Source organism: Peptoniphilus sp. GNH (assembly GCA_021307325.1).
In the GTDB taxonomy this organism is placed as follows: domain Bacteria; phylum Bacillota; class Clostridia; order Tissierellales; family Peptoniphilaceae; genus KA00134.
This window is the reverse complement of the sequence record CP089931.1, coordinates 572,118-598,189: the sequence shown is the minus strand read 5'-3', so window position 1 is coordinate 598,189 and position 26,072 is coordinate 572,118. Positions and strand designations below refer to the sequence as shown.

Below are 26,072 nucleotides of genomic sequence, written 5' to 3'. Positions count from 1 at the left end.
TGTAAATAATCGCGAGCAATCGTGAGTTAATCGTGAAAAAATCACACGCAAATTCACACGATTAATTTTATATAAAGGAGTTTGATAATGAAAAAATACGGAAGTCAAACTCCCACTAAGTCGGTAATTTTAGATTATAAGAAATCGCTAGGGAATGAGGCAGTAGAGCTTTATAAAAAAACTGGAAGAAGTCCCTTTCCTTGGCAAGAAAAAATGGTAAATGATCTATTTGCTATCAATGATGAGAAATTGTGGACTCATTCTAAGTTTGGCTATGCAGTTCCAAGAAGAAATGGTAAAACCGAAGTAGTTTACATGGCCGAACTTTGGGGACTATTTAATGGCTTAAACATTTTACACACTGCACACAGAATTTCAACATCTCACTCATCTTTTGAGAAGATGAAGAAGTACCTTGAAGACATGGGACTTGTGGATAAAGAAAACTTCACATCTATAAAAGCCAAGGGTCAAGAAAGGATTGAACTCACGGAGCATGGTGGAGTTATACAGTTCAGAACCAGAACATCAACAGGTGGTCTCGGTGAGGGCTTTGACATGCTAATAATAGACGAGGCTCAAGAGTACACAGATGACCAAGAGTCGGCTCTTAAATATACAGTTACAGACTCTGACAATCCAATGACTATAAGTTATTGGGAGCAGGCTATAAGTCGGTACAAGCTATAAATAAAAACAAATTAAAAGTTTTAATAAGCAATCCATGGACTAGTGACGGACAAGAATTTTCTGAAAGAATCTGGGGTAGAGGCGAAAAGCTCACTACTTCTCTAAGAGACAATTTAATCCGAGACATAGCCAGAGGAAATAATCCAAAGGAATCAGCTAGAAACATTCAGCGGCTATTCGATGTATCAAAAGCCTCAGCTTCAAGGTTAGTCTTCACAGAAACTGCAGCAGTTAATGCAAAAGCGACTCAAGATTCCTATGAGAAATTGGGAGTGAAAAAGTATCAGATATTAGCCACACTTGATTTAAAGACAAGCGACATATGTAGAAATATGGACTCTAAAATCTTTGATTATAAGGACTACAGAATAGGGATAACCGCTCCGCCTTTTCATCCGAACTGTAGAAGCGACACAGTGCCATACTTTGGAGATGAACTTGAAAAAGAGATTGACCAAGGTATAGGTAGAATGGCAAGGGATCCTAAAACTGGAGTAAGTGGTAAAGTTGAGGATTTATCATATAAAGAGTGGTACAATATATATGTAAAGGATAATCCTGAAGCAGTCTTCAAAGAAAAAGCTTGGGAAAATAGACATGGAGATAAAGACCAGTTCATCAAGTACAAAGATGTTCTTGGAGAAGATTTAAAAAATAGTTTTAAGGATTTTCAAGAAACTAAATACAAAGATGAGGATAAATATAAGCTAATAAAAGTTGACTATAAACGTAGAAAAAAACTTATAGACAATCCAGACTTAATTTTACCTAACGTAGACAAGGCAACTATAGACGATAGAAAGTTTACAGAGTATTTATTCGGTGGGAAAAATGAAGATGGGCTAAATAAAGGTCGATTAATCGAAAAGAAACTTGGCTACAATATAGATAATTACTTGAAATTCAAAAAATACATTTTAAAACGAGCAAGTATTTATCCTAGTCGACTTAATGGAGAAAAGCATAAGGGAAAAAGATATGAACAAAAAATATTTATGTATGATAAAAACAAGAATCCAGTTAATTTAATTGTAGGTTGGTATGTAGAGGATTCAAATACAAAAATGACCACTATATTTATAAAAGAGGTGTCGAGAAATGAAGTTGGAAATTAATGAATTTGATAGAGTTTTGCTTAAAGATGGACGAGAAGCCGATATTATGGAAGTTTTGTCTGATGAAGACTTCATAGGAGATGTTGGATCTGGCCCAAGCGATTGGGAAACCATTGATATAAAAAGAGATGATATCGAAAAGGTATTAAGCAGCTCAAAATAATATTAAACTAAGCACACTGACAATTATGTTAGAGGTGCTTTTTTATTGGAGGTAATTATGGCAAAAGATGATTATTTTGTAGTAATTTATTATATTTTAAATTACCTGTATGAGTGTCTAAAGAAGGGAATAAAGCCAGATGAAAACATACTATATTTAAAATATTACCCTAATGATATAAACGATGGTTATTTAGAATATATATACACAAACCTTTTAAATGACGGATATATAGATGATGTAGATATTGTTAATATTCCGAGACTTGGAACTAAAGAACGCACACACTATTTAAAAGGTTTAAAAAATATAAAAATTACACCAAAGGGGATTGAATATTTACAAGAAAATAGCCTAATGAAAAAAGCTTATGATATAGTTAAAGATTTTAAACCTTGGTAAAAAATTTCTATTGGAGGAAATATGAGAAAAACTTTAATAAAAAGTTTAAGAGCTGACACTGGAAAGCTATTTATAGTTAGAGATGGAAAGAGAGACTTTGAGATTATTAGCAACATTGAAGTCAATCTCTATGAAGAAAAAGATCATATAAATAGACTTGGATCTACAAGCACTGCGGTTGTTACTAATAAGGTATCAATAGTAATTACAGATCCGTTAGATTTCAAGGCAAATATACATGATAGTTTTTCCTTAGAAGTTGATTTAAAAAGAAATGATGGCATTTATGAGAGAGTCTATATAAACACTCTAACACCATTAAACATCTATCTCGATGAGAAATGGGAGTTTGAAGTGGACTATAAGTGCATAAACTGGGGCAAGTTTATAGGATAAAACATGGAGGAAAAATGAGAGAGGCATTAATAGGATATGTTATGTTCTTAATACTATTTCTACTAACAGTTAAATCTTTAGCTTTTCTAATTGATCTGATTTATGAGTTATATCCGCAGTGGAAGATTAATAGAGAAATTAAGAAAATAGTTAGGAACAATAAAAAATAATTTGGATCTAAGACGACTGTAAAAGGTCGTCTTTTATATTGTCCCGAAATGACGTAAAACTTGGTCGAACGAGTCTATGAAAAAGACGTAAAAAATCGTAGTTTAGGAGGGCGAAATGAAGAGAGAATTTTTAGAAAACTTAGGACTGGAAAAAGAAATGATTGACAAGATTATGGACGAGAATGGCAAAGATATCAACGCTGAAAAGGCTAAGGCTACTGCAAAAGATGACGAAGTCAAGGCTCTAAAAGAGCAGATGGAATCTTTAGGTGTAATATTTGAAAAAACGTGTATTTTTAGATGTGTTTGTCCTGATGCTTACTCATATGGAGATTTTGATATTTATGTGAGCTTGGTATAAGAATATGGGTTTTGGTATTTTATTAGACTGCTTGTGCAAAATATTTTTAGATTATTGTTTTGAGTCGATTTATTATAAAAATTAAGCTATCTTTGATTTTGATTAGATTATTTTTATTTAATTGCTTTTGCTTTTTGATTGACAAGCATATTTTTTTGACCTATTATTAAAAAAGACAAGGGAGTTCTGAAAAGATCTGAGAGGAAGATAAATCTTCGACCAAAGCTGATTTGGGTAATGCCAACGTAGCCAGTCACTATTTATTTAATACTATTGAGATTGAGATTTTTATTTTAGTTTTGATATTTGAGAAACAAGCTTTGTCTTGTTTCTTTTTTTGGTTTTGGATAGCTTTCTTGCCTGGGTAGATTATTGTATAGCGGTAAATCGGGCAGACCACTTTTTATCGCTCTAGAAAAGGTGCTTAAAGAAAGGAAGTTTATATGAGAAAAGCATTGACCATAGCAGGAAGCGACTGCTCTGGAGGCGCTGGAATTCAAGCTGATATCAAGACAATGACTCTAAACGGGGTGTATGCAGAAAGTGCTATAACTGCTCTTACTGCACAAAATACTAGAGGTGTTGCAGATATTTTAGAATCTACACCTGAATTTTTGGAAAAGCAGTTGGATATGATATTTGATGATATATATCCTGATAGTATTAAAGTTGGAATGGTATCGAGTGAGGATTTAATAAGGGTTATAGCAAGTAAGCTAAAAGAAAGAGAAGCGAGAAATATAGTTATTGATCCGGTGATGGTCGCCACTAGTGGTGCAAAACTTTTGGCGGATGATTCGATTGAGGCTTTGAAAGATAAGCTCCTTCCACTGGCTGACTTATTGACTCCAAATATCCCAGAAGCTGAAATTTTATCAGATATTAAGATAGAATCGATTGATGATATGATAAGAGCAGCAAAAATAATCTCGGACAAATTTGAATGTGCAACTCTCATAAAGGGAGGCCATAATTTAAACGATGCCAATGATTATCTCTATAAGAATGGGGAGGGAACTTGGTTTTATGGCAAAAGGATAGATAATCCTAATACGCATGGTACGGGCTGTACTTTGTCGTCTGCGATAGCTGCAAATCTTGCCAAGGGATTTTCTATGAAAGAGTCTATAAAGATGGCTAAGGATTATTTGTCGGGTGCATTAAAGGATATGTTAGATCTTGGAAAGGGATCTGGTCCTATGAATCATGCTTTTGACATAAAAGATGAATACAAAAGGCTAGGTGATCAAGAATGAAAAAACAAAGTGTTTTAGACGATAGCCTTATTTGGTTTGGAGCAGCAGTATCGATTGCTGAAATTATAACTGGAACTTATTTTGCGAGTTTAGGTTTTAAAACGGCGCTTATCGCCATAATTATGGGTCACGTTTTTGGAGGAGTTTTACTTTATCTATCAGCTATAATAGGTGGAGTTTCCAAAAAATCCGCCATGGAAACTGTTAAATTAAGCTTCGGACGCAAGGGATTTTCTATATTTGCAATTATTAATATAATTCAACTTGTTTGCTGGACGGGCATAATGATTTATGATGGTGCAATTTCAGCAAGCACAATATTTAATGTTGGCAATTGGGTCTGGGCTTTGGTTATTGGTGCTCTTATAGTATTTTGGATATGGCTAGGGCTTACCAATCTTGGACTTGTAAATAAGATTTCTATGAGCTTGCTTTTTATTTTGTCTTTAGTGCTTGCATATATAATCTTTAGAAATAAAAGTGGAGTTAGCGCTGATATTAATGATAGTTTGTCTTTTGGAGCGGCTGTGGAACTTTCTATAGCTATGCCACTTTCATGGCTTCCATTGATAAGTGACTATTCAAAAGATTATGAAGATTATAAAAAATCTTCTATGGGAGCGGTTTTATTATATTCACTAGTTTCAATATTTATGTATGTTATAGGTTTATCTGCTGCAATTTTTGCAAAAACTACTGATATAGCAGAAATCATGGTAAAATCTGGTCTTGGAATTGCAGGACTTTTGATTATAGTTTTCTCAACAGTTACCACGACCTTCCTTGATGCTTATTCTGCCGGAGTGTCTGCAAATTCATTAAATAAAAAAATTGATGCAAGACTTTGCGGGATACTTGTGACAATCTTAGGTACAATAGGGGCCATGCTTTTTCCAATGGATGATATAACATCATTTCTCTATCTTATAGGCTCGGTATTTGCGCCAATGGTTGCCATATTAATTGCAGACTTCTATATACTAAAAATTGATAGATCGGATCACGATTTTTATATCAAAAATATAATAATTTGGATAATTGGATTTATCATTTATAGGATTTTGCTAAAGACTGATATAGTTATTGGGTCAACTTTTGCCAGTGTTTTAATAATAATTGTATTGACAGTTTTGGTTGAAAAGATCAGCAATAAATTAAAAATATGATAAACTTTGGATAATATTAAAACTCTTTATAATATCAGCAAAAAGTAGCTTGGCTACCTACTGAGATTAAGGAGTATTTATGAAAAAACACAATAAAGTTCAACTGATGATTGTTATCTCGATGTTTGTTAGTATAGGTGTTGTAATCTCACCTATTTTGAGAGTAGAAGGCTTTGCACCAACGGCGCATTTTGTAAACATAGTTTGTTCGGTATTTTTAGGACCATGGTACAGCTTGCTAAATGGTATATTGACTGCTTTTATAAGAATGGCAGTTTTATCTATCCCACCACTTGCAATAACAGGACAAGTTTTTGGTGCAGTCTTATCAGGCATATTTTATAGAAAAAGCAAGGGGTCAATTCTCGCCGCAGTTCTTGGTGAGATAATTGGTACGGGGATTATAGGAGCTATAATATCAGTTCCTGTCATGACATTTTTTTACGGAAACAAAAATGTAGCTCTGTTTTATTATGTGCCAAGTTTTGTAACAGCTACTCTAATCGGTGGAGCTGTGGCTTTTGTTTTTCTCAAAACTTTGCAGGGCTCAAATGTGCTTTATAAAATACAAAAAACTTTAGGAATACAAGTTTATGAAAAATCTAAGAGAGATTCTAAAAATTAGAGACATTGTAAGGAAAAAGCAACCTCTAATCCATGCAATAACAAATCCTTTGGCAATAAATATGTTGGCAAATGCCATTCTTTTTCAAGGGGCTAGGCCTATTTGTGCAGAGCATCCAGATGAGATGAAAGAGATTGTTTCTGCATCGGAGGCAGTGTCTGTAAATTTAGGCAATATTACTGATGCCAGGCTTAAATCTATAAGCTTGGCAGCAAATATTGCAAATGAAAAGTCCATACCAATTTTGATAGATCTTGTGGGCATAGGAGCGAGCAAGCTAAGACTAAATTTTGCTAAAAAAATCTTGCAAGAACATAGCTTTAATATAATAAAAGGAAATAGCTCAGAGATACTTTCTCTTAGTTCGGAAAGGTCAAATGCAAAAGGGGTAGATGTGGGTGAGGCTGACGAGATTGACTTATCAAATCTAGAAAAGATGATTCAAATAGCATCTTTACTGTCAAACAAATATAAATCCGCCATTCTCATCACAGGAAAAATTGATATCTTGCTTAAAGGCTCCACCTATTATTTGATTTCTAATGGGTGCAAAGAGCTAGCTAATATAACGGCAACTGGCTGTATGCTTTCAGCTTTAATATCTGTATTTATGCCGTTTACAGATGAGCTCGAGGCTTCTTTATTGGGACTATTAATTTTAGAAATTGCAGCGGAGATATCAAAAAAAGATAAACCCTACAGTTTTTTTGTAAATCTCATGGATAACATTGCCCTTATTAGTGATGATGTAATAGAAAAAAGAGCGAGGATAAAAGAGGGGATTTTATGAAAAAATTATACTTAGTTACAAATTCTGACAAGTATAGCGAAGAAGAATTTTTAAAAAGAGTTGAAGACGCTTTAAAGGGTGGAGTAGACATATTACAACTTAGGGAAAAAGAAAAAACAGATTTAGAAATCTTAAAACTTGGCAAAAAATTAAAAACACTTTGCGATGAGTATAAAATCCCCCTGCTTATAGATGACAAACCCCATCTTGCATGGGCGCTTTCTTGTGGATTGCACGTTGGAAGTGATGATATGCCTGTTGAACTCTGCCGAAAGCTTTTAGGTGATAAGCCCATAATAGGAGCAACTGCAAAATCAGTTCAAGCCGCAAAAAATGCAGAAGCTTGTGGAGCATCTTATCTCGGAGTGGGTGCCATTTTTGAAACAAAGACCCATGTAAAAACCAAAATAACGTCTATAAAAACTTTCAAAGAGATAAAAGATGCTGTGGATATAGACGTGTATGCAATAGGCGGTTTAAACTATGACAATGTAGATATTTTAAAAGGAACAAAAGCTGATGGCATTTGTGTAGTAAGAGCAATTATGGACGCAGATAACGTGTTTGAAGCAAGCAAAAAATTAAAAGAAAAGATACAAGAGATTCTTTGATGCTAGCTTAAAGGAGCGATAATCAAACTAAGTAAATATATTTTATCTTTTATCTATCTAGCTCTAAAAAATATAGAAAATTAAAACTCGGATGGGCCGAGTTTTTAGTATTTTATTAATAACTTATGTAAGAAATATGGCTATGTCTTATGAATTTTAAAGCTATATAAAACAAAAAGACCTTGTGATTTAATTATTACAAGGTCTTTTTAATATGGGGTGGATAGTGGGAGACTATAAAGGGTGTTTTTTAGTTTTTTTGTGTATTGTTTTATATTTTCCATTATCTTTGAAACGCAGTATACATCAGGGGTATAGAGTTTGTTCGCTGTTTTGTATTTTTTTATAAATTGGTATATTTTGATGACGGTAGCCAACTTTGTAGCCAACTTTTAGTTTAGAATAGGTCGTTTAATTTATTTACTTCTTCGTTTGCTTTTTTTGAAATGACGTGGGTGTAAATGTTTAATGTTGTTTCGATTGATTTATGACCGAGTAGTGATTGTACTACTTTTGGGGCTACTGCGTTTTCAAAGAGCCTGGTTGCATATGTGTGTCTTATTGAGTGAATTGATAGGCCTTTGATGTTGTTTTTTGTACATATTTTGTTGAGTCTATTTTGTGGAATTTTTCTGTCTAGGTAGTCTCCTAGTTGGTTTGGGAAGATTAGGTTTTTGTTTTTATAGTCTTTTTTGGTTTTGATGTATTTGTCTTGTAATTTTTTATAGTTTTTTAGTTTGGTTAGGACCTTGTCTGGGAGTGGAACGAATCTGTATGATGATGGTGTTTTTAATTCTCCTAGTTCTTGTATGACTTTTCGTTCTCCTTTTTCTGAGATTTCGGTGTGCTTGGTGTACTGCTTGTTTATATTGAGGCCTCCTTCTACTAGGTCTGGCCAGCTAAGGGCGAGTCCTTCTGAGAGTCTGATGCCTGATGCGAAGTAGATATATATTAGCATATCTTTGGGGTCGTAGGTGTCTATGTTTAATTCTTTAAGGATTGTGTCTTGTTGTTCGCTGGTGAAGTGCTTGTATTTATCTTTGATGGTTTTGTCTTTTTTTATGGATACTCCTAGTGTGGGGTCTGTGCTTATATATTTTTGAGTAATGGCTGATTTAAGGCATGTTTTAATGCGACCGAAGACTTGGCTTGCTTGTTGTAAGGAGCAATTTTCTAGCCAGTAATTGAGTGTTTTTCTTATGGTGAGCTGGTTTAATTTAGATAGGCTTGCGTTTTCAAGAGGGCTTTTTAGGATTCGAAGTCTGTAGTCTGCTTCGTATTTTTGAAATGTGGCGATGCTTACGTTTGGTTTAATGAATGTGTATATCCATGTCTTGAAAAAGTCACCAAAGAGTAGATTTTCTTTGTTGTTTAGGAGTCCTTGTGATATTTGTAGTGTTTTTTCTTTTAGTTTGGTTTGAACTTCTTTTTTGTTGTAGCCGGAGATGGATCCTCTTATTTGATTTTTGCAGGTGTCATAGCCTAGTGTGTATCTGCCTGTGTAGTACTTCCTCCCATTTCTCATCTGGTAGGTTATTGAGCCTTCTCCGTTTTCGTTTTTGGTTCTTTTCATGCTGATCACCACCTTTAAGGTAATAAAAAACCACTATACATGGGAATTTATTTGTTTCTTTTTGAGTAAACTCCAACCATTAAGCCTATTATTCTTATGTCTTTGTGGTCATTTTCTGTTAGTATTATGGGATTATAGTTTTCGTTGCAGGGCTGGAGGATGATGGAGGAGTTGGTTTTAAAGAATTTTTTGAGGGTGGCTTCTTCGTCTATTACTACTGCGGCGATCTGTCCATTTTCTACTATGGGGGTTTCTTTGAAAAAAACTATGTCGCCTTCGAAGATATTTGCCTCTATCATGCTATTGCCCTTACATCTAAGAGCAAAGTCTCCTGTTACTATGTCGGCATCGACAGAGAAGTAGTCGTCTATATTTTCAACTGCGAGGATTGGATCTCCGCAGGCTATTGTTCCGAGAATAGGAATTTTTTTGAGTTTTTTTATGGGTATTATTCCTGGAATATTTAAGAGATCTATTTGTTCTTTTTCTTCTAATAAATCAGATTTTTGAATTTTAAAATAATCAGATAATTTTTCTATAGCACCCATTCTTGGAGTTGCCTTTTTTAAAAGCCATTTTCCAACTGTGCTTTCACTAACACCTACAATTTCGCTAAGCTCTTTGTTATTTATAGAATGTTTATCCATATAATATTGTAAATTTTTACTTATTAAGTCATTTGTTTTCATAAAAACTCCTTTTTACAAGAATAAAAGAATTTATCTTTTTTCAATAATAGTATAGAATAAAAATCTAAAAAAAACAATAAAAATGAAAAAATATAGAAAAAAAATCTATAAAGCTATTGACAATAGAATTAAATTCTATTAAAATTAAGTCATCAAATAGAGAGGAGGTAAAAGATGGGTGATAAAAATAAAAAAGATGACCAACTCATAAAGCTGGCTCTAATAACTGCAGGTATCAGTTTAATAGAAAAGCTTATAGAGTTAATCATCAAAATAATTGAAATACTTAGGAGCTCTTAAGCTCCTAAGTGAACTCATCTTTATTATATATGAAGGACTATAGAAAAGCAATATTTTGGGTTCTTATAGGGATAAGCATTGTGTCAATATTAAATTTAGTTTTAGAGATTTTGAAATTTTAGGAGGTGATCTCATGCAGATAACGTTAAAAGCAGCAAGGGTTAATGCTGGGCTTACGATTTTACAAGCGGCAGAAAAGATAGGAATAGGAAAGGATACTTTAATAAAATGGGAAAAAAAGCCATGGACTGTAAATGCTCTTAATCAAAAAGCTATATCAGACACTTATAAGATTAGTATAGATAACATTAATTTTTTGCCTAAAAATAGAATTTAATTCTACAAAAAAACAACAAAATTGTGTGAGGTGATATGTATTGAAGATTTTGCGAGGTGAGAGATGGACAAGCGGAAATTAAATATTAAAAAAACTCTTGCTTTAAAACAAGAGCCTAGGGTGAATAGAAAAGTCTTTACTTTGAGATGTGATGAAGATTTTAAGGAGAATTTGAAATATATGGCGAGATCGGAGATGAAAAATAAAATTATTGTAAATTTGAACTTTAATGAAAACATTCCTTTTGATGAGGAAAAAGAAAGAATTGAAGAATGTATAGCTTTTATTGAAAAAATACAACAAGAGCACCACCTTAGTAATGCTCTTGTTGAATTAAATATCAATATTTAGAATTTGAAAATTCTACATGGTGTATGTCTTTACCCCAAACGCAAAGAGATGTGTTTTTGCCTATAAAGTTATAGAAATAGCCAGAATAGAAAGAAAAATTAGGATAAGTGTCTTCTACACTGCTTCTATCGCGATTATGGGTTATGGATTCTAAGTCATTAACAAAGACAGAGTCACCATTTAAAAGTTTGATATGTGCGTTTATAATAATCACCTCCTTATGGTGATTATAACAAATAAAACGAGGTGAGAGATGGATGAAGTCAATTCTCTTTTGGCAGAACTAATTTCAAAATTAATAAAACTCCCAGATAGGGAAATATCTGAGAGTGATCTGATTACTTTTTTATACTTGGTTAACCTTTTAAATTTAATCAACAGAAAAACAATTATGAGGTGACAATTTTGTTAAAAATTTTATATCAGATATTGGTTTGTTCTGTTGGTATTGCTATTTGCTATTTAATTGATCATTCAAATGAGCATAGATTGTTTTGGATATTGGTGGCAGTTTTAATTGTTTTGCTACTTTTGTGGATTCCTTTAAAATTTCCAGAGATGCTTTTACAATAAATTCATTTATTTTAATTTCGGTATCTTTGAAATCAGGATTCCCGTCATAATATTCAAAATAGTCGAGCTCCAAGTAATAGTATTCAATTGAAAATTTAAAGGATTTTGATTCGAGATAATGAGATTTTTCTATTAAAAAATCTCCAAACTTGATTGCAATTTCTGGGTTAGTTATCATGTAAGGCATTTTTACACTTGCTCTAATCAATAGTTGCATGTACGGGAGATAGAAATTATTATACCTGTCTTTTAATGATTCTATCTTTAAGTTTCTTGAATTACTTAGTTTACCAATTATATAGCTTAGAAAAATACTAAATAATGGTACTAAATATAAATTTAAATTTTGCATTGATATGTTACCTCCTTATGGTGATTATATCAAAAATAAAAAAGGTGAGGTGAGAGATGAAAGTATTCATTTATCATAATTACAAAGATATTGCAGATTTAATTGATATTACAGAAGTGGTTGCTGAAATAGAAAAAAAGTACAGCTGCAACTGTACTCTTAGTCTTGCGCTGGCTGATCCTTGTAGTGGTTCTTATAGCCAAAGATTAGGAATTGATGAATGTGAAAAGATTGGTGAAAGAATTTTAAAAGGCTAAGATTCAGAGTTTATTTCTCTATGCTCTTTAAAGCCGGGATATTGGGCTTCTATGTCTATAAGTATTTGCTCATAAGTTTTATACCAATTATCATTGACTGATTTCAATTTATCACGATGTTGGAGCAACAAGTCATATACCAAAACGGCTTGTACAGGTTTTAGCTTGATATTAAATTCTTTGACCATATAATCACCTCCTTATGGTGATTATAGAAAAGCGAAATGGGTGAGGTGAGTGATTAAGAGATTAATTATATTTTGGTAGTTTTAAGTTATTTTATAGAAGGTTTGGAGGTAGTTGTATGAGTGAAATTTTAGAAAAGCTAGAGGAGATAGAGGGATATATGAAGCTAAGTAGCAAGGCTGGTTTAACTTTGGAGGAGGCTAGTACGTATACTGGCATAGGTAGACAAAGTTTAGTAAAGATTATGTATCAGAATTCGGTTCCTTTTAGCAAGATAGGAAATAAGACTATTGTTTTTAAGAAGCATTTGGATATTTTGCTGGATGCTGGGGTCGATTTGACTTAAAGGTGTTTTGCTGGTGATTGTATGGATTTTATAAGGATGGTAGCTTGTGCTCCTTATGGATGTTTTAAGGAGAGGGTGAGGGTTATAAGAGCCCTCTTGCAAGAAGGTTGGAAGATTAAAGAGCATTCTGGAGGCTTTGTGCTTGCAGAGAAGGTTAAAGAAAAGGGGGATGACTATGAAATTGGTTAGTAGAGATGGAAGGGTGATCTTAAATTTTAGGGCGCCTTTTTGGAGATTTTTGAAGAGGGTTTGCAATTTTATATTTGAGATGGCAGTTTTGCTGATGTTTTTGTATATGTGTTGTGAGCCAATTTAAGATTATGATGATAAAGATAAAGAGGTTAAGAGCGTTTGGAAAGGTAAAGTGCAAGAAAAAAAGTCCAAGGACGACTAAGACTCAAGGACTTTAAGTAAATTTGTACTTGCCTTTAGTATATCATAAAGGAGAAAAAAATGGAAAAGGATTTTAATAAATTTGATGCTTTTAAGCAGGAGGAGAACGAACTTGTAAGGGAGCTTATGTATGCAAAGACTATGCTTGAGTTTTGTGTTGATATTTCTCTACAAAAAGAGATCAAGCAAAATATAGCTGATATTGAGTATAGGCTGGAGTGCTTTTATGTGGAGCTTGAGGATTTTCAAAGAAAGATGGATGATCTTAGGGAGATTGCTTTGCAGGAAGTGGCTATATGAAAAATGCTTTGGTGGTATATGAGGAGTGTGTCAAGGGGAATAAGGCCTATTATTTTAAGACTTCGTGGAAGAGGTATTACAGTGGAGAGATAGCTCCGATTACAATACGGATAAATAAGGATACTTTTTATAGAAATTATAGGGCGGGTAAGGCTGGCATAGAGTGTAGGCGATATGTTTATGATTATGCTGAGCCATATATAAAGAACTTGATTGAAGGCTTAGCTGAAGGAAAGGAGATTGATTAAAGTTTATGAATGAGCTAATGACGTTGATTGAGAGTGTTGATATTGAGAGTGTGGGCGGAGTTTTGCAAAAGGTCTCTAAGTTTCAAGAGACCTTGCAAAGAGTCTTGGTGGAGGGACATGATTATGGTGAAATCCCAGGGACTAATAAGCCGACGCTTTTAAAGCCGGGGGCAGAGAAGATTTTGATGCTTCTTGGTCTGACATCGGAGTATGAGATAGTTGATCAAGTTGAGGATTGGAAGGCGGGTGTTTTTGCTTATACTGTAAGGTGTATCCTTTCTAAGGGCGGTATGAAGATAACTGAAGGTCTAGGCCAGTGCAATTCTAAGGAGGATAAGTACAGGTATCGTTGGGTAAGGGAAGATGATATACCTCTGGGTCAAGATTTGGGAAGTTTAAAGCAAAATCGCTATGGCAAGTATAGGATAGATAATGATGAGGTTTATAGTCTTGTAAATACTATTCTAAAAATGGCGAAAAAGAGGGCTCAGGTCGATGCGGCTTTGACTGCTGCTAGTTTATCGGATATTTTCACTCAAGATGTAGAGGATATAAAGGAGTTTAGGCAGCAAGAAAGTGTTGCAACTATGAATCTTGATGATGCGGCTAGGATAAAGCTTAATTTTGGTAAGTACACAGGAAAGAGCTTGGGAGATATAGCTAAGGTTGATATAGGTTATATAGAGTGGCTTGCTAGTAATGCAAGAGATGCTAGGACAAAGAAGGCGGCCGATATGCTTTATAATGGACAGGATGTAGCTGTAAAAGATGTAAAAGAAGATAAGATGGCACAAGAAGAAGAGGATATCTATCGGGATATACCTGAGGGCGAACTTCCTTTTTAAGTAAGGATTGCGTGTATTTGGGTCTTTAGGCTTGTAAAAGGGCCTTTAGACTTGAAAGGAGATTGTCATGGCAAGACCTATTAAAAAGGGTATAGATTACTATTCGCTAGATGTAAATTTTTTAAGTAATCTAAAGGTTAGAAAGATCATAAAGGCTTGTGGAGCTTCTGGAGTAGCGGTTATCGTATTTCTGCTCGGTAATATTTATGAAGATGAAGGGTATTACATGAGGTGGAACAGTGATGTGTGCTTCTTGATAGCTGATAATCTTGGCATCAAGGAAGTGTATGTTGAAGAGACGGTCAGAAAATGTCTGCAAGTAGATCTTTTTGATCAAAAATTATTTGATAAATATAAGATTTTGACCTCTAAAGGTATACAAAAAAGGTTTTTAGAGGTTACTAAAAAGAGAAGGAATCTCCATCTTGTTAGTGAGTTTCTTCTAGTTAATTCGTCGGAAACCTTAGTTTCCGCAGAAAAAACCCCAGTTATGGGAGAAAAAACCCAGGTTTCCGACGCTAAAGTACACAAAGTAAAGGAAAGTAAAGGTATAGATATATATACACCACCACTATATGACTATATAAACATAGGGGGTGGTGGCGGAGTGAGCCCAGAAATAGATGAAAAATTTAAAAAGGTTATAGAACTTTATCAGTACACAGGGTTTGATAAGGTTACTCCGTCTACAAGTGATACTTTGAAATGCTTTTCTAAGTCCTATCCTTATGCTTGGCTGGAAGAGGCTTTTAAGATAGCTGGAGATGGTGGCAAGCTAAATCTAAATTATATAAGGGCAATTTTGGAGAGGTGGCGGACTAATGGCAAAACAAGTGGTAAAAGACAAGAGAAGACCACAGGCTTTCATAATTTTGAGGGGCATACTAAGGATTTATCTAGAGAGGAGATGGAGGCGATGGTAAAAGCTAAGAGGGAAAAAGTTTTGAAAGAAATTGAGGCGGGATATGAGCAAGTATAAGGCTGAAAGGGTAAGCCTAGATGGGATCACTTTTGATAGCAAAAAAGAAGCTGCAAGATATCAAGAGCTAAAGCTGCTTGAGAGGGCGGGGGTAATTAAGGATCTATGCTTGCAGCCTAGTTTTTTGCTTCAGGATAGATTTGAGTATAAGGGCAAGTCTCAAAGAAAGATTGAGTATATAGCTGATTTCATGTACTGGGATTGCGAGAAAAAGACTTGTATAGTCGAGGATGTGAAGGGTGTCAGGACTGATGTCTATAAGCTCAAGAAGAAAATTTTTTTGAAAAAATACGGTGAAAGGTATGATTTTTTAGAGACTTGATTGAGTTAAAATGTTAAGTTTAGTTAACTGGTAAAAGATATGAGAGATGTGGATAAAGAGTATTTTGACTATCTTAGAGATAAAAAGCTACGTAAGGGGTAGAGGTGTGGATAGAGAGAAGCTTACGCAATATTTAGTTTTGAAAAAAGAGATTGAAGATATTAGCGAAAAAATTAAAAAAGAAAAGGATGTTACTGTTACAGATATAGTGAGAGCTTCTAACTCTGAGTTTCCTTATCAAGAGATCCACAAAAGGATTGAGGGCCTTTCATACTCAAGACATAAGAAGAAGCTATATAAAGTACTTAAAAGTAGGCTTATCCAAGCTAAGAAAGCAAAGGTGGAGATAGAGGAGTATATCGGCGGCATAGATGATAGCTATGTGAGATATATTTTTGAGAAGAGGTACATAGATGGCTGGAGTTGGCAAAAGATAAGTGGTGAGCTTGGCAGTCCTCATGAGTCTTATGCTAGGATGATCCATAATAGATTTTTAGCGTCCATAAAAGATAGACAAAAAAATTGACTATCTTTTATGAAGGTGATATAATTAATTTGCTGAAAAGTAGGAGGTGTCGTATGATTTTAACATTTACAGTTGGCGGATTTTTATCTTTTAACGCTGAGCAAACTATAGAATTTATTCCTTATAAAGGAGCAAGATTGAAAAATACAAAATATGAAGATAATTTTCATATAAATGTAGATTATAGACCTATGAAATCACTCCTTCTATTTGGGGATAATGCTTCAGGAAAAACAAATTGGTTTTACGGTTTATCAAGATTAAAGTATATAATAAAAAATGGTTTGGCAGATTTGGATATAGATGAATTTAACAAACATTCAGATATTATTTCTTTCGGGATATCCTTAATGGATAAATCTGACAATATTTTTGAATATGATATTTCATTTAACAAAAAAGGGCATGTTGTATATGAAGAGTTAGTAAAAAATAATTTCAAAATTTTTAAATTTGAAGATAATAACTTAAGAATTTATGAAAATGCTAAAAATAACGAAATTAAAGTTTTAGAAAAATTATTTTCAAAGGATTCATCTAACACATTGTTATTAAAATTAAAAGATGTGTTAGAAACATCAATTGAAACTTTTTTTGACAGTATTGATAATATTGAAATAGTTACAGAATCTTTACTAAATAGAGAAATAAAAGGATTTCCTTTGAGGTTTTTTGATGAAGAATCAAAAAAAGAAATTGAACGTCTAAAAAGCGATGTAATATCTATATTGAAATCCCTTGATAGTACTATAATTGATTTCAAATTTATTGAAAAGATTATTGATGATAAAGATGGTCATGGATTTGAAATGATTTTAACTAGGGAAAATGGTGATCAATTCAACCTGAACTCTGAATCTTTAGGTATAAAAAAGATAATAGGATTATTGCCAAATATGCTTCAATTATATAAAGGTAGATCTATTTTTATAGATGAATTAGATTCGTCTATAGGGACCAAAGCACTAATTCGTTTATTTAATTCATTTATTAACTCAAAAAATAATATTTCAGGTCAAATAGTTGTATCTACTCATAATTTATCTTTGTTAGATTTAGATATGTTTCATGATTCTCAGATCTATATAGCGAATAAAAATTCAAACTTATCTACTATAGTTCATTCTTTAAATGAATTTGAGCTTAGAAGCGAAAAAAAAAGAATTGATGAATTATACATGAGGGGATCTTTTGAAGTAGATGAATAGAAGGAATAGAAAACAGAAATTAAAAACAACGGAAAAAATAACTATTATTTGTGAAGGAGAAAGTGAAGAAAGCTATATTAGAGGATTAATAGCTGATAATAAACTTCAAACTAATAATATAAATTTCATAACTATTAATGGCGGGGGATACAGTACTGTAAAAAACTATTTAGAGAAAAATGAGAAATTAATTAATATTGTTTTAGTAATAATGGATTTGGATCGTTGCTCTAATGTATCAAATGAAAAGAGTAAATTAAAGAGTCTAATTTCTTTATTAGAAAAATTAAATACAAAAAACAATATATTCTTAACATTCCCTAATTTTGAAAGCTGGATTGCAGCTTGTATAAAATGTGAAGAATCTGAGTTAAAAAGAATGGGTTATAAGAAAGGAAATTCAGTTTATAATTTTGTGCGTGATAACGGTGGACAGTATGAAAATGGGATATCTAAATTTATGGATTTAGGAGTGTATTTTCACAAGAATAACCTAAATAAAGGTGTTTATTATGAAGAATATTTAGATAAAAAACATAGCTCTTTATATTACTTTGTTGATTATTTAAAGTTAATTTTAAGAAAAGATTAAATAATTTTGTGCGATTTGTGCGAATTTCCTGTGCTAATATATAAAGTGAAGTAGTAAAAACTTTTTTTCTAATCTTATACATCTTATGAGAGAGCAGCTGATAGCTGCTTTTTTTAATGGTTACTCAATTTGAGGGGGCTGTGCTACAAGTCATGATATTGCACGAAGGGGTGGGATAATAGACTTGTTTTTATAAAGGGGGTGGTGATATGGCTTTGACGATTAAAAGAAAACAAGTTGCCGATGACTATATTATCACTGGCAACAAGACGGAAAGTTACTTAAAATTTTATACAAATATTAAAAATAGGGAGACGGCAGCTGCAGCGGCGAGCCGTCTTTTTAATACACAAGAAATGAAAGATTATATTGAAGAGAGGATGAAGGATCTTGATGAAGAGCTTATTGCTGATCAGAGGGAAGTGCTTAGATATTTGACTTCTGTTTTGAGAGGAAAAGAGACTCAACAAACTCTTATAGGTGTTGGGAAGGGTGCTCAAAAGATTACAAATATTGATCTTAGTGCATCTGACAAAATTAAGGCGGCAGAGCTTATAGGTAAGAGGTTTGGCATGTGGACTGACAAGATTGATATGGATATTGATGTGCCAACAATAATTTCAGGAGCTGATGATCTTGAAGACTAATGATGTTTATTTACCAGAAATAATTGGCAAGGGTTATGGAACTTATTGGAACTATAAAGGCAGATATAGGGTGGTAAAAGGGTCAAGGGCAAGCAAGAAATCAACTACAACTGCTCTTAATATGATCTATAGGATAATGACCTACCCAAATTCCAATGGTCTAGTGATTAGAAAGGTATTTAGGACAGTTAAGGATTCCTGTTTTTCTCAGCTTAAATGGGCAATACATAGGTTAAGAGTAGACAAGTATTGGAAGGCTACCAATAGTCCTTTAGAACTAACTTATTTACCAACAGGGCAAAAGATTTTATTTAGAGGTCTTGATGATCCTCTTAAAGTCACATCAGTAGCTGTAGATAAAGGTTCTTTATGCTTTTTATGGATTGAAGAAGCCTATGAAATCATGAGTGAAGATGATTTTAATATGCTTGATGAATCTATAAGAGGTCAAGTGCCTGATGGACTTTTTAAGCAAATAACCTTAACTCTAAATCCTTGGAATGATAGACACTGGATAAAGAAAAGATTTTTTGATACTGAAGATAAAGACATACTGGCAATTACAACTAACTACAAGTGCAATGAATGGCTTGATGCATCGGATTTAAAGGTGTTTGAAACTATGAAGCTATATAATCCTAAGAGATACCGAGTGGCAGGTCTGGGAGAATGGGGAGTTGTTGATGGTCTAGTATATGAAAATGTAAGAGAAGATAGATTCAATAGAGAAGATGTGATAAAAAACAATCCTGATATTATACCTGTATTTGGTTTAGACTTCGGTTATACTAATGATCCAACTGCTTTATTTTGCGGCTTGCTAGACTTGGAAAATTATAAGATCTATGTCTTTGATGAACTTTATGAAAAAGGTCTATCTAATAAAAATATTTATAAAGAGATAGAGAAAATGGGATATAGGAAAGAGAGAATTATTGCTGATTCTGCTGAACCTAAGTCCATTGATGAATTAAAAGATCTAGGCATTTATAGAATTAGTGCTGCAAAAAAAGGAAAAGACTCTATATTAAATGGCATTCAGTTTATACAAAATTTTGAAATAATAGTGCATCCAAGTTGTGTGAATTTCATGACGGAGATAACTAATTATCAGTGGGCAAAGGATAAGTTTAATAAAGCGATTAATGAACCTATTGATGATTTTAATCACTTACAAGATGCTATGAGGTATGCAATTGAACCTTATATGAGAAATAAGAGTTTAAGAACTATTTCAAAGAGAAAATTAAGAATTTAGGAGGTGCAATTTGGAAAGTTATATTACAGAATACATGGAATTACCTAAAACTATAAATTTACCTTTAGAAACTGAGATTAATCCAGAATTAATTAAAAAATTAATAAAGATAAGTGAAAAGAACACTGAAAGATACAATATTCTTCAAGAATATTATGAAGGCAAGGCAAAAATAAATGAAAGATCTAAGGATGAGTACAAGGCAAACAATAAGCTATCCTTAAATTATCCGAGTTATATTGTTGATCTGTTATTAGGAATGTTTGTAGGTAAGCCAATTAGTTACACGGTGGCTGAGGAAAACAAAGATATTATGGCAGCTATTCAAGAAGTATTTGATATGAATGATGAACAGGATGAAAACACAGAGATTGCGAAAATGGCAGGAATTAAGGGTAGAGGTTATGAGATAGTTTATCTTGACGAGGAAGGGCAAATCAAGTTTAACGAGGTTGAGCCTGAAAATATTGTGATGGTATATGACAACAAGATAAAGCCAGAGCCTCTATACAGTTTATATGTTAGAGATGATGTCAATGTAGACAATCTTGAATCTGATAAAAAGGATAAGTTAATTACAGTTTACTCTAAGGACTTCATAAAGGAATATGTTTCTAGAGGGGGAGACATAAGTCTTATAGATGAACAGCCAAATTTATTTGGAGAGATTCCAGTTATTGAGTTTTTGAATAACGATGAGAGCATTGGAGATTTTGAAAGAGTCTTGTCTCTTATAGATGCAATTAATCTTTCGCAGTCAGATACTTCAAATGATTTTCAGGAATTCACAGATGCTTTACTAGTGCTTTCAGGTATGCCTCAGACTGATGCTGAAGATGTGGATAACATGATGAAGGATAAGGTCATTTTACTAGATAGGGCTGATGGCCAAGCTGCACAATGGTTAATAAAAACCATTAATGATACTGCTCTAGAAAATTATAAAAACAGGCTTGATTCTGATATTCATAAGTTTGCCAAGGTGCCTAATTTAAGTGATGAGCATTTTGCAGGAAACGTCAGTGGTGAAAGTTTACGCCACGCCTGTTAGTAATAACAGGGCAATAACTGGGTTAAAATTGGAAGGCTAAATCGATAACATATACTGCCGATTCAACACCAAATATATTACAACATATATGAGGTGATATTATGAAATATGGTAGATTAGAAGTTATAGGAAAATTCAAAAAGAAATTATATGGTAAGAACAGAACATTTTGTAAATGTGTTTGTGATTGCGGAAACTACAAAGAAGTTCTTGAATCGGATTTAAAAAGCGGAAATACCAAATCTTGTGGTTGTTATAATAGAGATTTACTTATAGCAAGAAATACCAAACATGGGAAAAGGTACCATCCTGCATATGATACATGGAATGCTATGATGGGTAGATGTTATAACAAAAATGATGATAATTATAAATGGTATGGAGCTAGAGGAATCAAGGTTGTAGATGAGTGGCATGATGTTGCAAAGTTTGCAGATTGGTGTGACTCTAACGGATTTGAAAAGAAACTACAATTAGACAGAATAGACAATAACGGAAATTATGGGCCTGATAATTGTAGATTTGTAAAGCCTATCGTAAATCTAAGAAACACAAGGCACAATGTTTACATTAATGGCAAAGCTCTAAGAGAATATTTTGACGAAATAGGAGAAAGAAGAGGAATCGGATTTTCCACATTAAGATATAGATACTATAAAATTACAAAAGAGGGGCTTGAACCTACTGAATATAATTTAATTGATAATCCTAGGTGGATAAGAAAATCGACATGCTAATCAATTACCAATCTTAAATGAAAGTTTAAGAAGGTTTAACGACTAGGCGAAGTAAGCTAAGGAATCTCTATGAAGAAACGCCCACGAAATCCAGCGCCCTACATTTGAGGGTGAAGAGATAGTCTGAACTAGGTATGAAATGACATACCATAATGCGAGGAAACTCCTAGAGATAGAGGATAAAGAGCCTCTATGTTAACAAAATGGAAGCTATGAAATACAAGCTATTTGCGACTGATCAGATTATTGCTCAAAAACAACGTAAATTTAAGAGTGCCTTGCAACAAAGGATAAAACTTATACTAAAAATAGCGAATATAAAAACAGCTAAGGATTTTGACTACAGAGATATATCCGTTGTATTTAATGATAATAAACCATACAACGAGTTGGATAATATAAATACGGTAAAAGCGGCACTTGATGCTGGACTATCAAAGACGTATGCTTATGGAAAGCTAAGAGACATTGATGATGTGGCAGAAGAGATTGATAGACAAGAACAAGAAAAAGATGCTTACATGGACGAATTTATAAAAAATGCAGACAAGGATCTAGAAGATGAAGAATAATCCCTTTGAAGATTTGTCTAATAGCGTTGAAAAGTTAATAAAAAAGCGTGAGAATGGAACTAAGCAAAACTACAAGGAATCATACAGACGGTTAAGAAATAAATTACAAAAGATATACGCTGATCAAGAATCAGATCAAGCTCCTAGGCTTATTAGAAATGAATTGGCAAAACTTGATAATGAGACTGCAAAAATAATAATCTCTATGTATAAAAATAATAAAAAAGCTATTGAGAATACATTAAAAGATGTTATAGAGACAGCCTACAAGACAGTAAATTCATCAGTATCAAAATATAATATTGAGGCTGTCTCAAGGGTAATAGACTCAAACAAGATAATAGAGAAACAAGTTGCAGGGCATATATGGACTGACAGGATAAATAAGTATGGCAATGACTTTGTGTATGATGTACATGGAATTATTCATAAAGGAATAAACAATGGCGATACTTTTACAAGCATGGCCAGGAATTTAAAAAAACGCTTTGGTAAAGACATAGGTAATACTCTTAGAATAGCAAGGACGGAAGGTGCAAGAGTGCTTGAAGACAGCAAGTACCAAGCGTTTGAAGATATTGCAGAGAATGAATCAGTACAAGTTTTTAAAGTATGGCATACTATGGGAGATGAGGCGGTAAGAGATACACATCAAGCTATGGAAGGCATTAAAGTACCATATGATGATGAGTTTACTTTACCAAGTGGAGCTACCTGCTTATATCCAAAGAGCACTGGTATAGCTGCAGAAGACATAAATTGTAGATGTTATGTTGAGTACGTTACTGAGGTTGTTTACAATAAGAGTGTTGAAGAAATTGCAAGGATTAATGGTTATGATCCATTGGAATCATCTAAGGTTGTAAATACATTAAGGAATGATTCAAAGGAATGGGTTGATAGGCTAACTGATGACGAAAAGAAAGCTATCAATAAATACACATATAACGGAGTAGATTCAGATGGTTTAAGGTTATTTGAAAAAATAAATGGGTATTTAGAATATAGATATACACCTGCAGATAGCAAAGAAAAAGAAATTATTGTAAGACAAGCCAACAACATTCATCAAGCCTTGATGAAAAACACATTAAAACATGATATAATTGTATATAGAAAAGATAAGAATCCAAATAATCTAAAAGGACAAGTAAATAGATTTTTGAGCACCTCCGTTGCAAAACGAGGGGTATTTGGAAAGAAGCCTAATGTAGCAATAATTGTACCTAAAGGAACTAAGGGCTCATATATTGAAACGGTCGCACAACCTGGTTATAAGTATCAAAGAGAATTTCTGTTGAATAGCGGATGTAATTTAAAGAAGATTGCTAATAATGGTTTAGACATTTATGTAGTTAAGGAGTAATGAAATGAAAAAAATTTCAAAAAAAGAGCTTGAAGAGAACTATTGGGCTAGAATAGAATCAGAGAGACCAAATATCTATGCTTCTGAAGAAGAAAGAATTGCCACTGAAAAGGCTATAGATGAAAGATGGAAAGAAATAGAAGATTATGGAAGAAAGATGTACGGAAAAGACTATATAGAAAGAAAGCATTCTAATAAGGCTTAGATGTCTATATAGTAGGTGAGTGATAAAATGAAAGAGAAATTAACAGATAAAAAAGTTGCTGAGATTATTCAAGCAAGATATGAATCTGAAGGATATCATGAACTAACACCTGAACAAGAAAAGCAAGGAGAAGAGAATAGAAGAAAACTTGCTGAATTTATGAAAAAGAGAAGAGAGCAAAGAGAACAAGAAGCACGCTAATAATTTACAGGGTAGGTTGTTAGATGTGCTTTTTTATTGGAGGAAGCTATGAAATATGTAAAGAAACCAATAGTTATTGAAGCTATAAAATATGAAAAAGAACATATAGGTAGATCGTTAGATTTTTGTAATTTGCTTAGATATAATCCACATGACAATGAATATTATGTTGAGACGCTTGAGGGTTGTATGAAAGTAACAGAGGGTGACTTTATTATTAAAGGGGTCAATGGAGAATTTTATCCTTGTAAGGCTGAAATATTTAAAAAGACTTACGATAAAGTGCGTTAATGTTGTGAACTTAGTGATTAATCGCGAGGTAATCGTGAGTAAAAGTTAAAAAAACGTTAAAATTACACATTTAATAGTGAGTTAATCGTGAAAAATCAAATAAGTTTTATTAAGCAGCTGTAAAAGGCTGCTTTTTAAATATAAAAATTTAAAGGAGGGCTAAATATGCCAGATATTGAAACTGTAAGGACAGAGGACTTAGAGGGTCAAGAATTAGAGACAAAAGAAATTCAGAAAAATGAATCTGATAAACAAGCAGAAAGTAAAACTTATACTGAAGAAGAGTTAAAAGCAAAGGTGCAATCTGAAACAGATAAAAGGGTTACTGAAGCTATTAAGACAGCACGCGAAAAGTGGGACAAGGAAGCTGCGGAAGAGAAAAAGGAAGCGGCTAGACTTGCTAAGCTTACTCAGGAAGAAAGAGAGAAGGAACTACAAGCTAAGCAATTGAAAGAGCTTGAAGAAACTAAGGCTGAGCTTAATCGTGTGTACTTAGAAAGAGATACTATAGATAGGCTAAGTGAGGAAAATGTCCCTATAGCTTTTAAAGACTTTTTAATGGGGGCTGATGCAGAAACAACCAATGAAAACATTAAGGCTTTTAAAGAGGTGTATGAAGCAGAGGTACAAAAGGGTGTAGAGGAAAGGCTTAAGGGAAAGACTCCAAGTGTGGCCAATCAAAAGCCAAAGGCTGATGCTTGGAGTCTACTGAGAGAAAAATATAAATAAGAAAAGAGGTTATAAATTATGGCAATTAAAATGTACACTGCACAATATGCAGGTTTATTACAAGATGTATTTGTTAAGAAACAACATTTTTTAAATACTTTTGGGGGAAAGCTACAAGTTAAGGACGGAATTACCAACTCAGATGAGTTTATGAAACTTAAGATTTCTGATACAGATGTTGTTATTCAAAAATACGACATGGGTGAAAATGTAGCCTTTGGAACGGGAACAGGTAACTCAAATAGATTTGGCAATAGAAAAGAAATTAAATCTGTAGATGCTACTGTTAAGTATGAAGCACCTCTTGCAATTCACGAGGGTGTTGATAACTTTACTGTAAATGACAATGCAGATCAAGTTATAGCTGAAAGATCTGGGTTACATGCTGAAGCTTGGGTTGAGGAAATAAACAAGCTATTATCAAAGGCAATATCTGATAATGCAGGTGAAACTCTTACTGGTGCATTAAAAGAAGACGATATAATTAAAACTTTTAACGATGCACATAAGAAATTTATAAATAATAAAGTAACAAGCGATATAGTTTGGACTGCTTATGTAAATGCAGATGTTTATTCTATCATCGTGGATTCTAAGTTAGCTACTACAGCTAAGCACTCTGGGGCAGATGTTGACAAACAAGAAATCTATAAATTTAAAGGCTTTAATATTGTTGAGCTTGCTGATGAGTATTTCCAAAAGGGAGAACAAATTTACTTTGCTGCCGATAATATTGGTGTTGCTGGTGTAGGAATTGAGGTTTACAGAGTCCTTGACTCTGAAGATTTTGCAGGAGTTGCTATTCAAGCTGCTGCTAAGTATGGAAAATATGTTCCTGAAAAAAATAGAAAGGCTATTTTAAAAGCCAAATTGACACCGGCAGCATAAGGTTA

The 26,072-nt window shown here is 33.3% G+C and carries 41 protein-coding genes and 1 riboswitch; of the genes, 37 read left to right on the top strand and 4 right to left on the bottom strand.

All coding sequences use genetic code 11. The annotated features are described in order from the left end of the window. The first annotated feature begins 87 nt into the window (after positions 1-87). From LV469_03165 to thiE, 12 genes are all read left to right on the top strand, one after another. Positions 88-690, top strand: coding sequence for a DEAD/DEAH box helicase family protein (locus tag LV469_03165; protein ID UHR03307.1), 603 nt, complete (start codon positions 88-90; stop codon positions 688-690). Continuing rightward, on the top strand, positions 657-1,805 hold the full coding sequence (locus LV469_03160) for a minor capsid protein (protein UHR03306.1): 1,149 nt from the start codon (positions 657-659) through the stop codon (positions 1,803-1,805). Before LV469_03165 ends, LV469_03160 begins: the two co-directional genes overlap by 34 nt. After that, on the top strand, positions 1,789-1,968 hold the full coding sequence (locus LV469_03155) for a hypothetical protein (protein ID UHR03305.1): 180 nt from the start codon (positions 1,789-1,791) through the stop codon (positions 1,966-1,968). Before LV469_03160 ends, LV469_03155 begins: the two co-directional genes overlap by 17 nt. A 57-nt stretch (positions 1,969-2,025) precedes the next feature. Next, a complete protein-coding gene (locus LV469_03150) occupies positions 2,026-2,370 on the top strand; it encodes a YjcQ family protein (GenBank protein UHR03304.1) in 345 nt (114 codons plus the stop codon). A 21-nt stretch (positions 2,371-2,391) separates the two neighbouring features. Beyond that, a complete protein-coding gene (locus LV469_03145; GenBank protein ID UHR03303.1) occupies positions 2,392-2,766 on the top strand; it encodes a hypothetical protein in 375 nt (124 codons plus the stop codon). 14 nt (positions 2,767-2,780) lie between these two features. Further along, positions 2,781-2,936 carry a hypothetical protein gene (locus LV469_03140; GenBank protein ID UHR03302.1) on the top strand — a complete coding sequence of 52 codons (156 nt, stop codon included), beginning with the start codon at positions 2,781-2,783 and terminating at the stop codon, positions 2,934-2,936. Positions 2,937-3,051: 115 nt separating this feature from the next. Then, positions 3,052-3,297 carry a hypothetical protein gene (locus LV469_03135; protein UHR03301.1) on the top strand — a complete coding sequence of 82 codons (246 nt, stop codon included), beginning with the start codon at positions 3,052-3,054 and terminating at the stop codon, positions 3,295-3,297. A 167-nt stretch (positions 3,298-3,464) separates the two neighbouring features. Continuing rightward, positions 3,465-3,566, top strand: a riboswitch (TPP riboswitch). Between the two features lie 174 nt (positions 3,567-3,740). After that, positions 3,741-4,553: a bifunctional hydroxymethylpyrimidine kinase/phosphomethylpyrimidine kinase gene (gene thiD, locus LV469_03130; protein UHR03300.1), complete on the top strand. Its 813-nt coding sequence runs from the start codon at positions 3,741-3,743 to the stop codon at positions 4,551-4,553. Continuing rightward, complete coding sequence (cytX, locus tag LV469_03125; protein ID UHR03299.1) at positions 4,550-5,719, top strand: putative hydroxymethylpyrimidine transporter CytX; 1,170 nt, start codon at positions 4,550-4,552, stop codon at positions 5,717-5,719. The genes thiD and cytX overlap by 4 nt, the downstream gene beginning before the upstream one ends. Before the next feature lie 79 nt (positions 5,720-5,798). Then, positions 5,799-6,344 carry an energy coupling factor transporter S component ThiW gene (gene thiW, locus LV469_03120; protein ID UHR03298.1) on the top strand — a complete coding sequence of 182 codons (546 nt, stop codon included), beginning with the start codon at positions 5,799-5,801 and terminating at the stop codon, positions 6,342-6,344. Then, positions 6,313-7,134 (top strand): hydroxyethylthiazole kinase, encoded by an 822-nt coding sequence (gene thiM / locus LV469_03115; GenBank protein UHR03297.1) that lies wholly within the window; start codon positions 6,313-6,315, stop codon positions 7,132-7,134. Before thiW ends, thiM begins: the two co-directional genes overlap by 32 nt. Then, the gene (gene thiE / locus LV469_03110; protein UHR03296.1) at positions 7,131-7,745 is read left to right on the top strand and encodes a thiamine phosphate synthase; all 615 of its coding nucleotides are present in this window, start codon (positions 7,131-7,133) and stop codon (positions 7,743-7,745) included. Before thiM ends, thiE begins: the two co-directional genes overlap by 4 nt. A gap of 397 nt (positions 7,746-8,142) precedes the next feature. Here the strand turns inward: thiE and LV469_03105 are convergent, their stop codons facing one another. Continuing rightward, positions 8,143-9,318 carry a site-specific integrase gene (locus LV469_03105; GenBank protein ID UHR03295.1) on the bottom strand — a complete coding sequence of 392 codons (1,176 nt, stop codon included), beginning with the start codon at positions 9,316-9,318 and terminating at the stop codon, positions 8,143-8,145. A 47-nt stretch (positions 9,319-9,365) separates the two neighbouring features. Continuing rightward, positions 9,366-10,007, bottom strand: coding sequence for a transcriptional repressor LexA (lexA, locus tag LV469_03100; protein ID UHR03294.1), 642 nt, complete (start codon positions 10,005-10,007; stop codon positions 9,366-9,368). A 433-nt stretch (positions 10,008-10,440) separates the two neighbouring features. On the opposite strand from lexA, the gene LV469_03095 reads away from it, so the two are divergent. Both LV469_03095 and LV469_03090 read left to right on the top strand, forming a co-directional pair. Beyond that, positions 10,441-10,644, top strand: coding sequence for a helix-turn-helix transcriptional regulator (locus LV469_03095; GenBank protein ID UHR03293.1), 204 nt, complete (start codon positions 10,441-10,443; stop codon positions 10,642-10,644). A 63-nt stretch (positions 10,645-10,707) separates the two neighbouring features. Then, positions 10,708-10,995 carry a hypothetical protein gene (locus LV469_03090; GenBank protein UHR03292.1) on the top strand — a complete coding sequence of 96 codons (288 nt, stop codon included), beginning with the start codon at positions 10,708-10,710 and terminating at the stop codon, positions 10,993-10,995. 451 nt (positions 10,996-11,446) lie between these two features. Here the strand turns inward: LV469_03090 and LV469_03085 are convergent, their stop codons facing one another. Beyond that, positions 11,447-11,920 (bottom strand): hypothetical protein, encoded by a 474-nt coding sequence (locus tag LV469_03085; protein ID UHR03291.1) that lies wholly within the window; start codon positions 11,918-11,920, stop codon positions 11,447-11,449. A gap of 56 nt (positions 11,921-11,976) precedes the next feature. On the opposite strand from LV469_03085, the gene LV469_03080 reads away from it, so the two are divergent. Next, positions 11,977-12,177, top strand: a complete 201-nt coding sequence (locus LV469_03080) for a hypothetical protein (GenBank protein ID UHR03290.1) — start codon at positions 11,977-11,979, stop codon at positions 12,175-12,177. Here LV469_03080 and LV469_03075 read toward each other — a convergent pair. Then, positions 12,174-12,365, bottom strand: a complete 192-nt coding sequence (locus tag LV469_03075; protein ID UHR03289.1) for a hypothetical protein — start codon at positions 12,363-12,365, stop codon at positions 12,174-12,176. The genes LV469_03080 and LV469_03075 overlap by 4 nt on opposite strands. A gap of 116 nt (positions 12,366-12,481) precedes the next feature. On the opposite strand from LV469_03075, the gene LV469_03070 reads away from it, so the two are divergent. The 22 genes from LV469_03070 (at position 12,482) to LV469_02965 (ending at position 26,067) form a co-directional block, all read left to right on the top strand. Then, positions 12,482-12,709, top strand: coding sequence for a helix-turn-helix domain-containing protein (locus LV469_03070; protein UHR03288.1), 228 nt, complete (start codon positions 12,482-12,484; stop codon positions 12,707-12,709). A 21-nt stretch (positions 12,710-12,730) separates the two neighbouring features. Next, entirely contained in the window at positions 12,731-12,898 is a 168-nt protein-coding gene (locus LV469_03065; protein UHR03287.1) for a hypothetical protein, read from the top strand. Then, positions 12,885-13,025: a hypothetical protein gene (locus tag LV469_03060; protein UHR03286.1), complete on the top strand. Its 141-nt coding sequence runs from the start codon at positions 12,885-12,887 to the stop codon at positions 13,023-13,025. Before LV469_03065 ends, LV469_03060 begins: the two co-directional genes overlap by 14 nt. Positions 13,026-13,162: 137 nt before the next feature. Next, complete coding sequence (locus tag LV469_03055) at positions 13,163-13,402, top strand: hypothetical protein (protein UHR03285.1); 240 nt, start codon at positions 13,163-13,165, stop codon at positions 13,400-13,402. Continuing rightward, positions 13,399-13,650 (top strand): hypothetical protein, encoded by a 252-nt coding sequence (locus LV469_03050; GenBank protein ID UHR03284.1) that lies wholly within the window; start codon positions 13,399-13,401, stop codon positions 13,648-13,650. The genes LV469_03055 and LV469_03050 overlap by 4 nt, the downstream gene beginning before the upstream one ends. Positions 13,651-13,655: 5 nt before the next feature. After that, positions 13,656-14,495, top strand: coding sequence for a hypothetical protein (locus LV469_03045; protein UHR03283.1), 840 nt, complete (start codon positions 13,656-13,658; stop codon positions 14,493-14,495). Positions 14,496-14,562: 67 nt separating this feature from the next. Continuing rightward, positions 14,563-15,474 (top strand): DUF4373 domain-containing protein, encoded by a 912-nt coding sequence (locus LV469_03040; GenBank protein UHR03282.1) that lies wholly within the window; start codon positions 14,563-14,565, stop codon positions 15,472-15,474. Then, a complete protein-coding gene (locus LV469_03035; protein ID UHR03281.1) occupies positions 15,461-15,796 on the top strand; it encodes a DUF1064 domain-containing protein in 336 nt (111 codons plus the stop codon). Before LV469_03040 ends, LV469_03035 begins: the two co-directional genes overlap by 14 nt. A 106-nt stretch (positions 15,797-15,902) precedes the next feature. Next, on the top strand, positions 15,903-16,322 hold the full coding sequence (locus LV469_03030) for a hypothetical protein (GenBank protein ID UHR03280.1): 420 nt from the start codon (positions 15,903-15,905) through the stop codon (positions 16,320-16,322). Between the two features lie 53 nt (positions 16,323-16,375). Beyond that, positions 16,376-17,530, top strand: a complete 1,155-nt coding sequence (locus LV469_03025) for an ATP-binding protein (protein ID UHR03279.1) — start codon at positions 16,376-16,378, stop codon at positions 17,528-17,530. Next, positions 17,523-18,122 carry an RloB domain-containing protein gene (locus tag LV469_03020; GenBank protein UHR03278.1) on the top strand — a complete coding sequence of 200 codons (600 nt, stop codon included), beginning with the start codon at positions 17,523-17,525 and terminating at the stop codon, positions 18,120-18,122. The genes LV469_03025 and LV469_03020 overlap by 8 nt, the downstream gene beginning before the upstream one ends. Before the next feature lie 209 nt (positions 18,123-18,331). After that, positions 18,332-18,769 carry a terminase small subunit gene (locus tag LV469_03015; GenBank protein ID UHR03277.1) on the top strand — a complete coding sequence of 146 codons (438 nt, stop codon included), beginning with the start codon at positions 18,332-18,334 and terminating at the stop codon, positions 18,767-18,769. Then, positions 18,759-20,027: a PBSX family phage terminase large subunit gene (locus LV469_03010; protein ID UHR03276.1), complete on the top strand. Its 1,269-nt coding sequence runs from the start codon at positions 18,759-18,761 to the stop codon at positions 20,025-20,027. The genes LV469_03015 and LV469_03010 overlap by 11 nt, the downstream gene beginning before the upstream one ends. A gap of 10 nt (positions 20,028-20,037) precedes the next feature. Next, a complete protein-coding gene (locus LV469_03005) occupies positions 20,038-21,078 on the top strand; it encodes a phage portal protein (protein ID UHR03275.1) in 1,041 nt (346 codons plus the stop codon). A gap of 101 nt (positions 21,079-21,179) precedes the next feature. Continuing rightward, positions 21,180-21,815: a hypothetical protein gene (locus LV469_03000; GenBank protein ID UHR03274.1), complete on the top strand. Its 636-nt coding sequence runs from the start codon at positions 21,180-21,182 to the stop codon at positions 21,813-21,815. Between the two features lie 203 nt (positions 21,816-22,018). Continuing rightward, positions 22,019-22,387 carry a phage portal protein gene (locus LV469_02995; GenBank protein ID UHR03273.1) on the top strand — a complete coding sequence of 123 codons (369 nt, stop codon included), beginning with the start codon at positions 22,019-22,021 and terminating at the stop codon, positions 22,385-22,387. Beyond that, positions 22,377-23,753 (top strand): hypothetical protein, encoded by a 1,377-nt coding sequence (locus LV469_02990; protein ID UHR03272.1) that lies wholly within the window; start codon positions 22,377-22,379, stop codon positions 23,751-23,753. The genes LV469_02995 and LV469_02990 overlap by 11 nt, the downstream gene beginning before the upstream one ends. 4 nt (positions 23,754-23,757) lie before the next feature. Further along, complete coding sequence (locus LV469_02985; protein ID UHR03271.1) at positions 23,758-23,958, top strand: hypothetical protein; 201 nt, start codon at positions 23,758-23,760, stop codon at positions 23,956-23,958. Positions 23,959-23,985: 27 nt separating this feature from the next. Beyond that, on the top strand, positions 23,986-24,159 hold the full coding sequence (locus LV469_02980) for a hypothetical protein (GenBank protein UHR03270.1): 174 nt from the start codon (positions 23,986-23,988) through the stop codon (positions 24,157-24,159). A gap of 48 nt (positions 24,160-24,207) precedes the next feature. After that, positions 24,208-24,450 (top strand): hypothetical protein, encoded by a 243-nt coding sequence (locus LV469_02975; GenBank protein UHR03269.1) that lies wholly within the window; start codon positions 24,208-24,210, stop codon positions 24,448-24,450. A gap of 165 nt (positions 24,451-24,615) precedes the next feature. Beyond that, on the top strand, positions 24,616-25,179 hold the full coding sequence (locus tag LV469_02970; GenBank protein ID UHR03268.1) for a DUF4355 domain-containing protein: 564 nt from the start codon (positions 24,616-24,618) through the stop codon (positions 25,177-25,179). Positions 25,180-25,197: 18 nt separating this feature from the next. After that, positions 25,198-26,067: a capsid protein gene (locus LV469_02965; GenBank protein ID UHR03267.1), complete on the top strand. Its 870-nt coding sequence runs from the start codon at positions 25,198-25,200 to the stop codon at positions 26,065-26,067. The last annotated feature ends 5 nt before the right edge of the window (positions 26,068-26,072 follow it).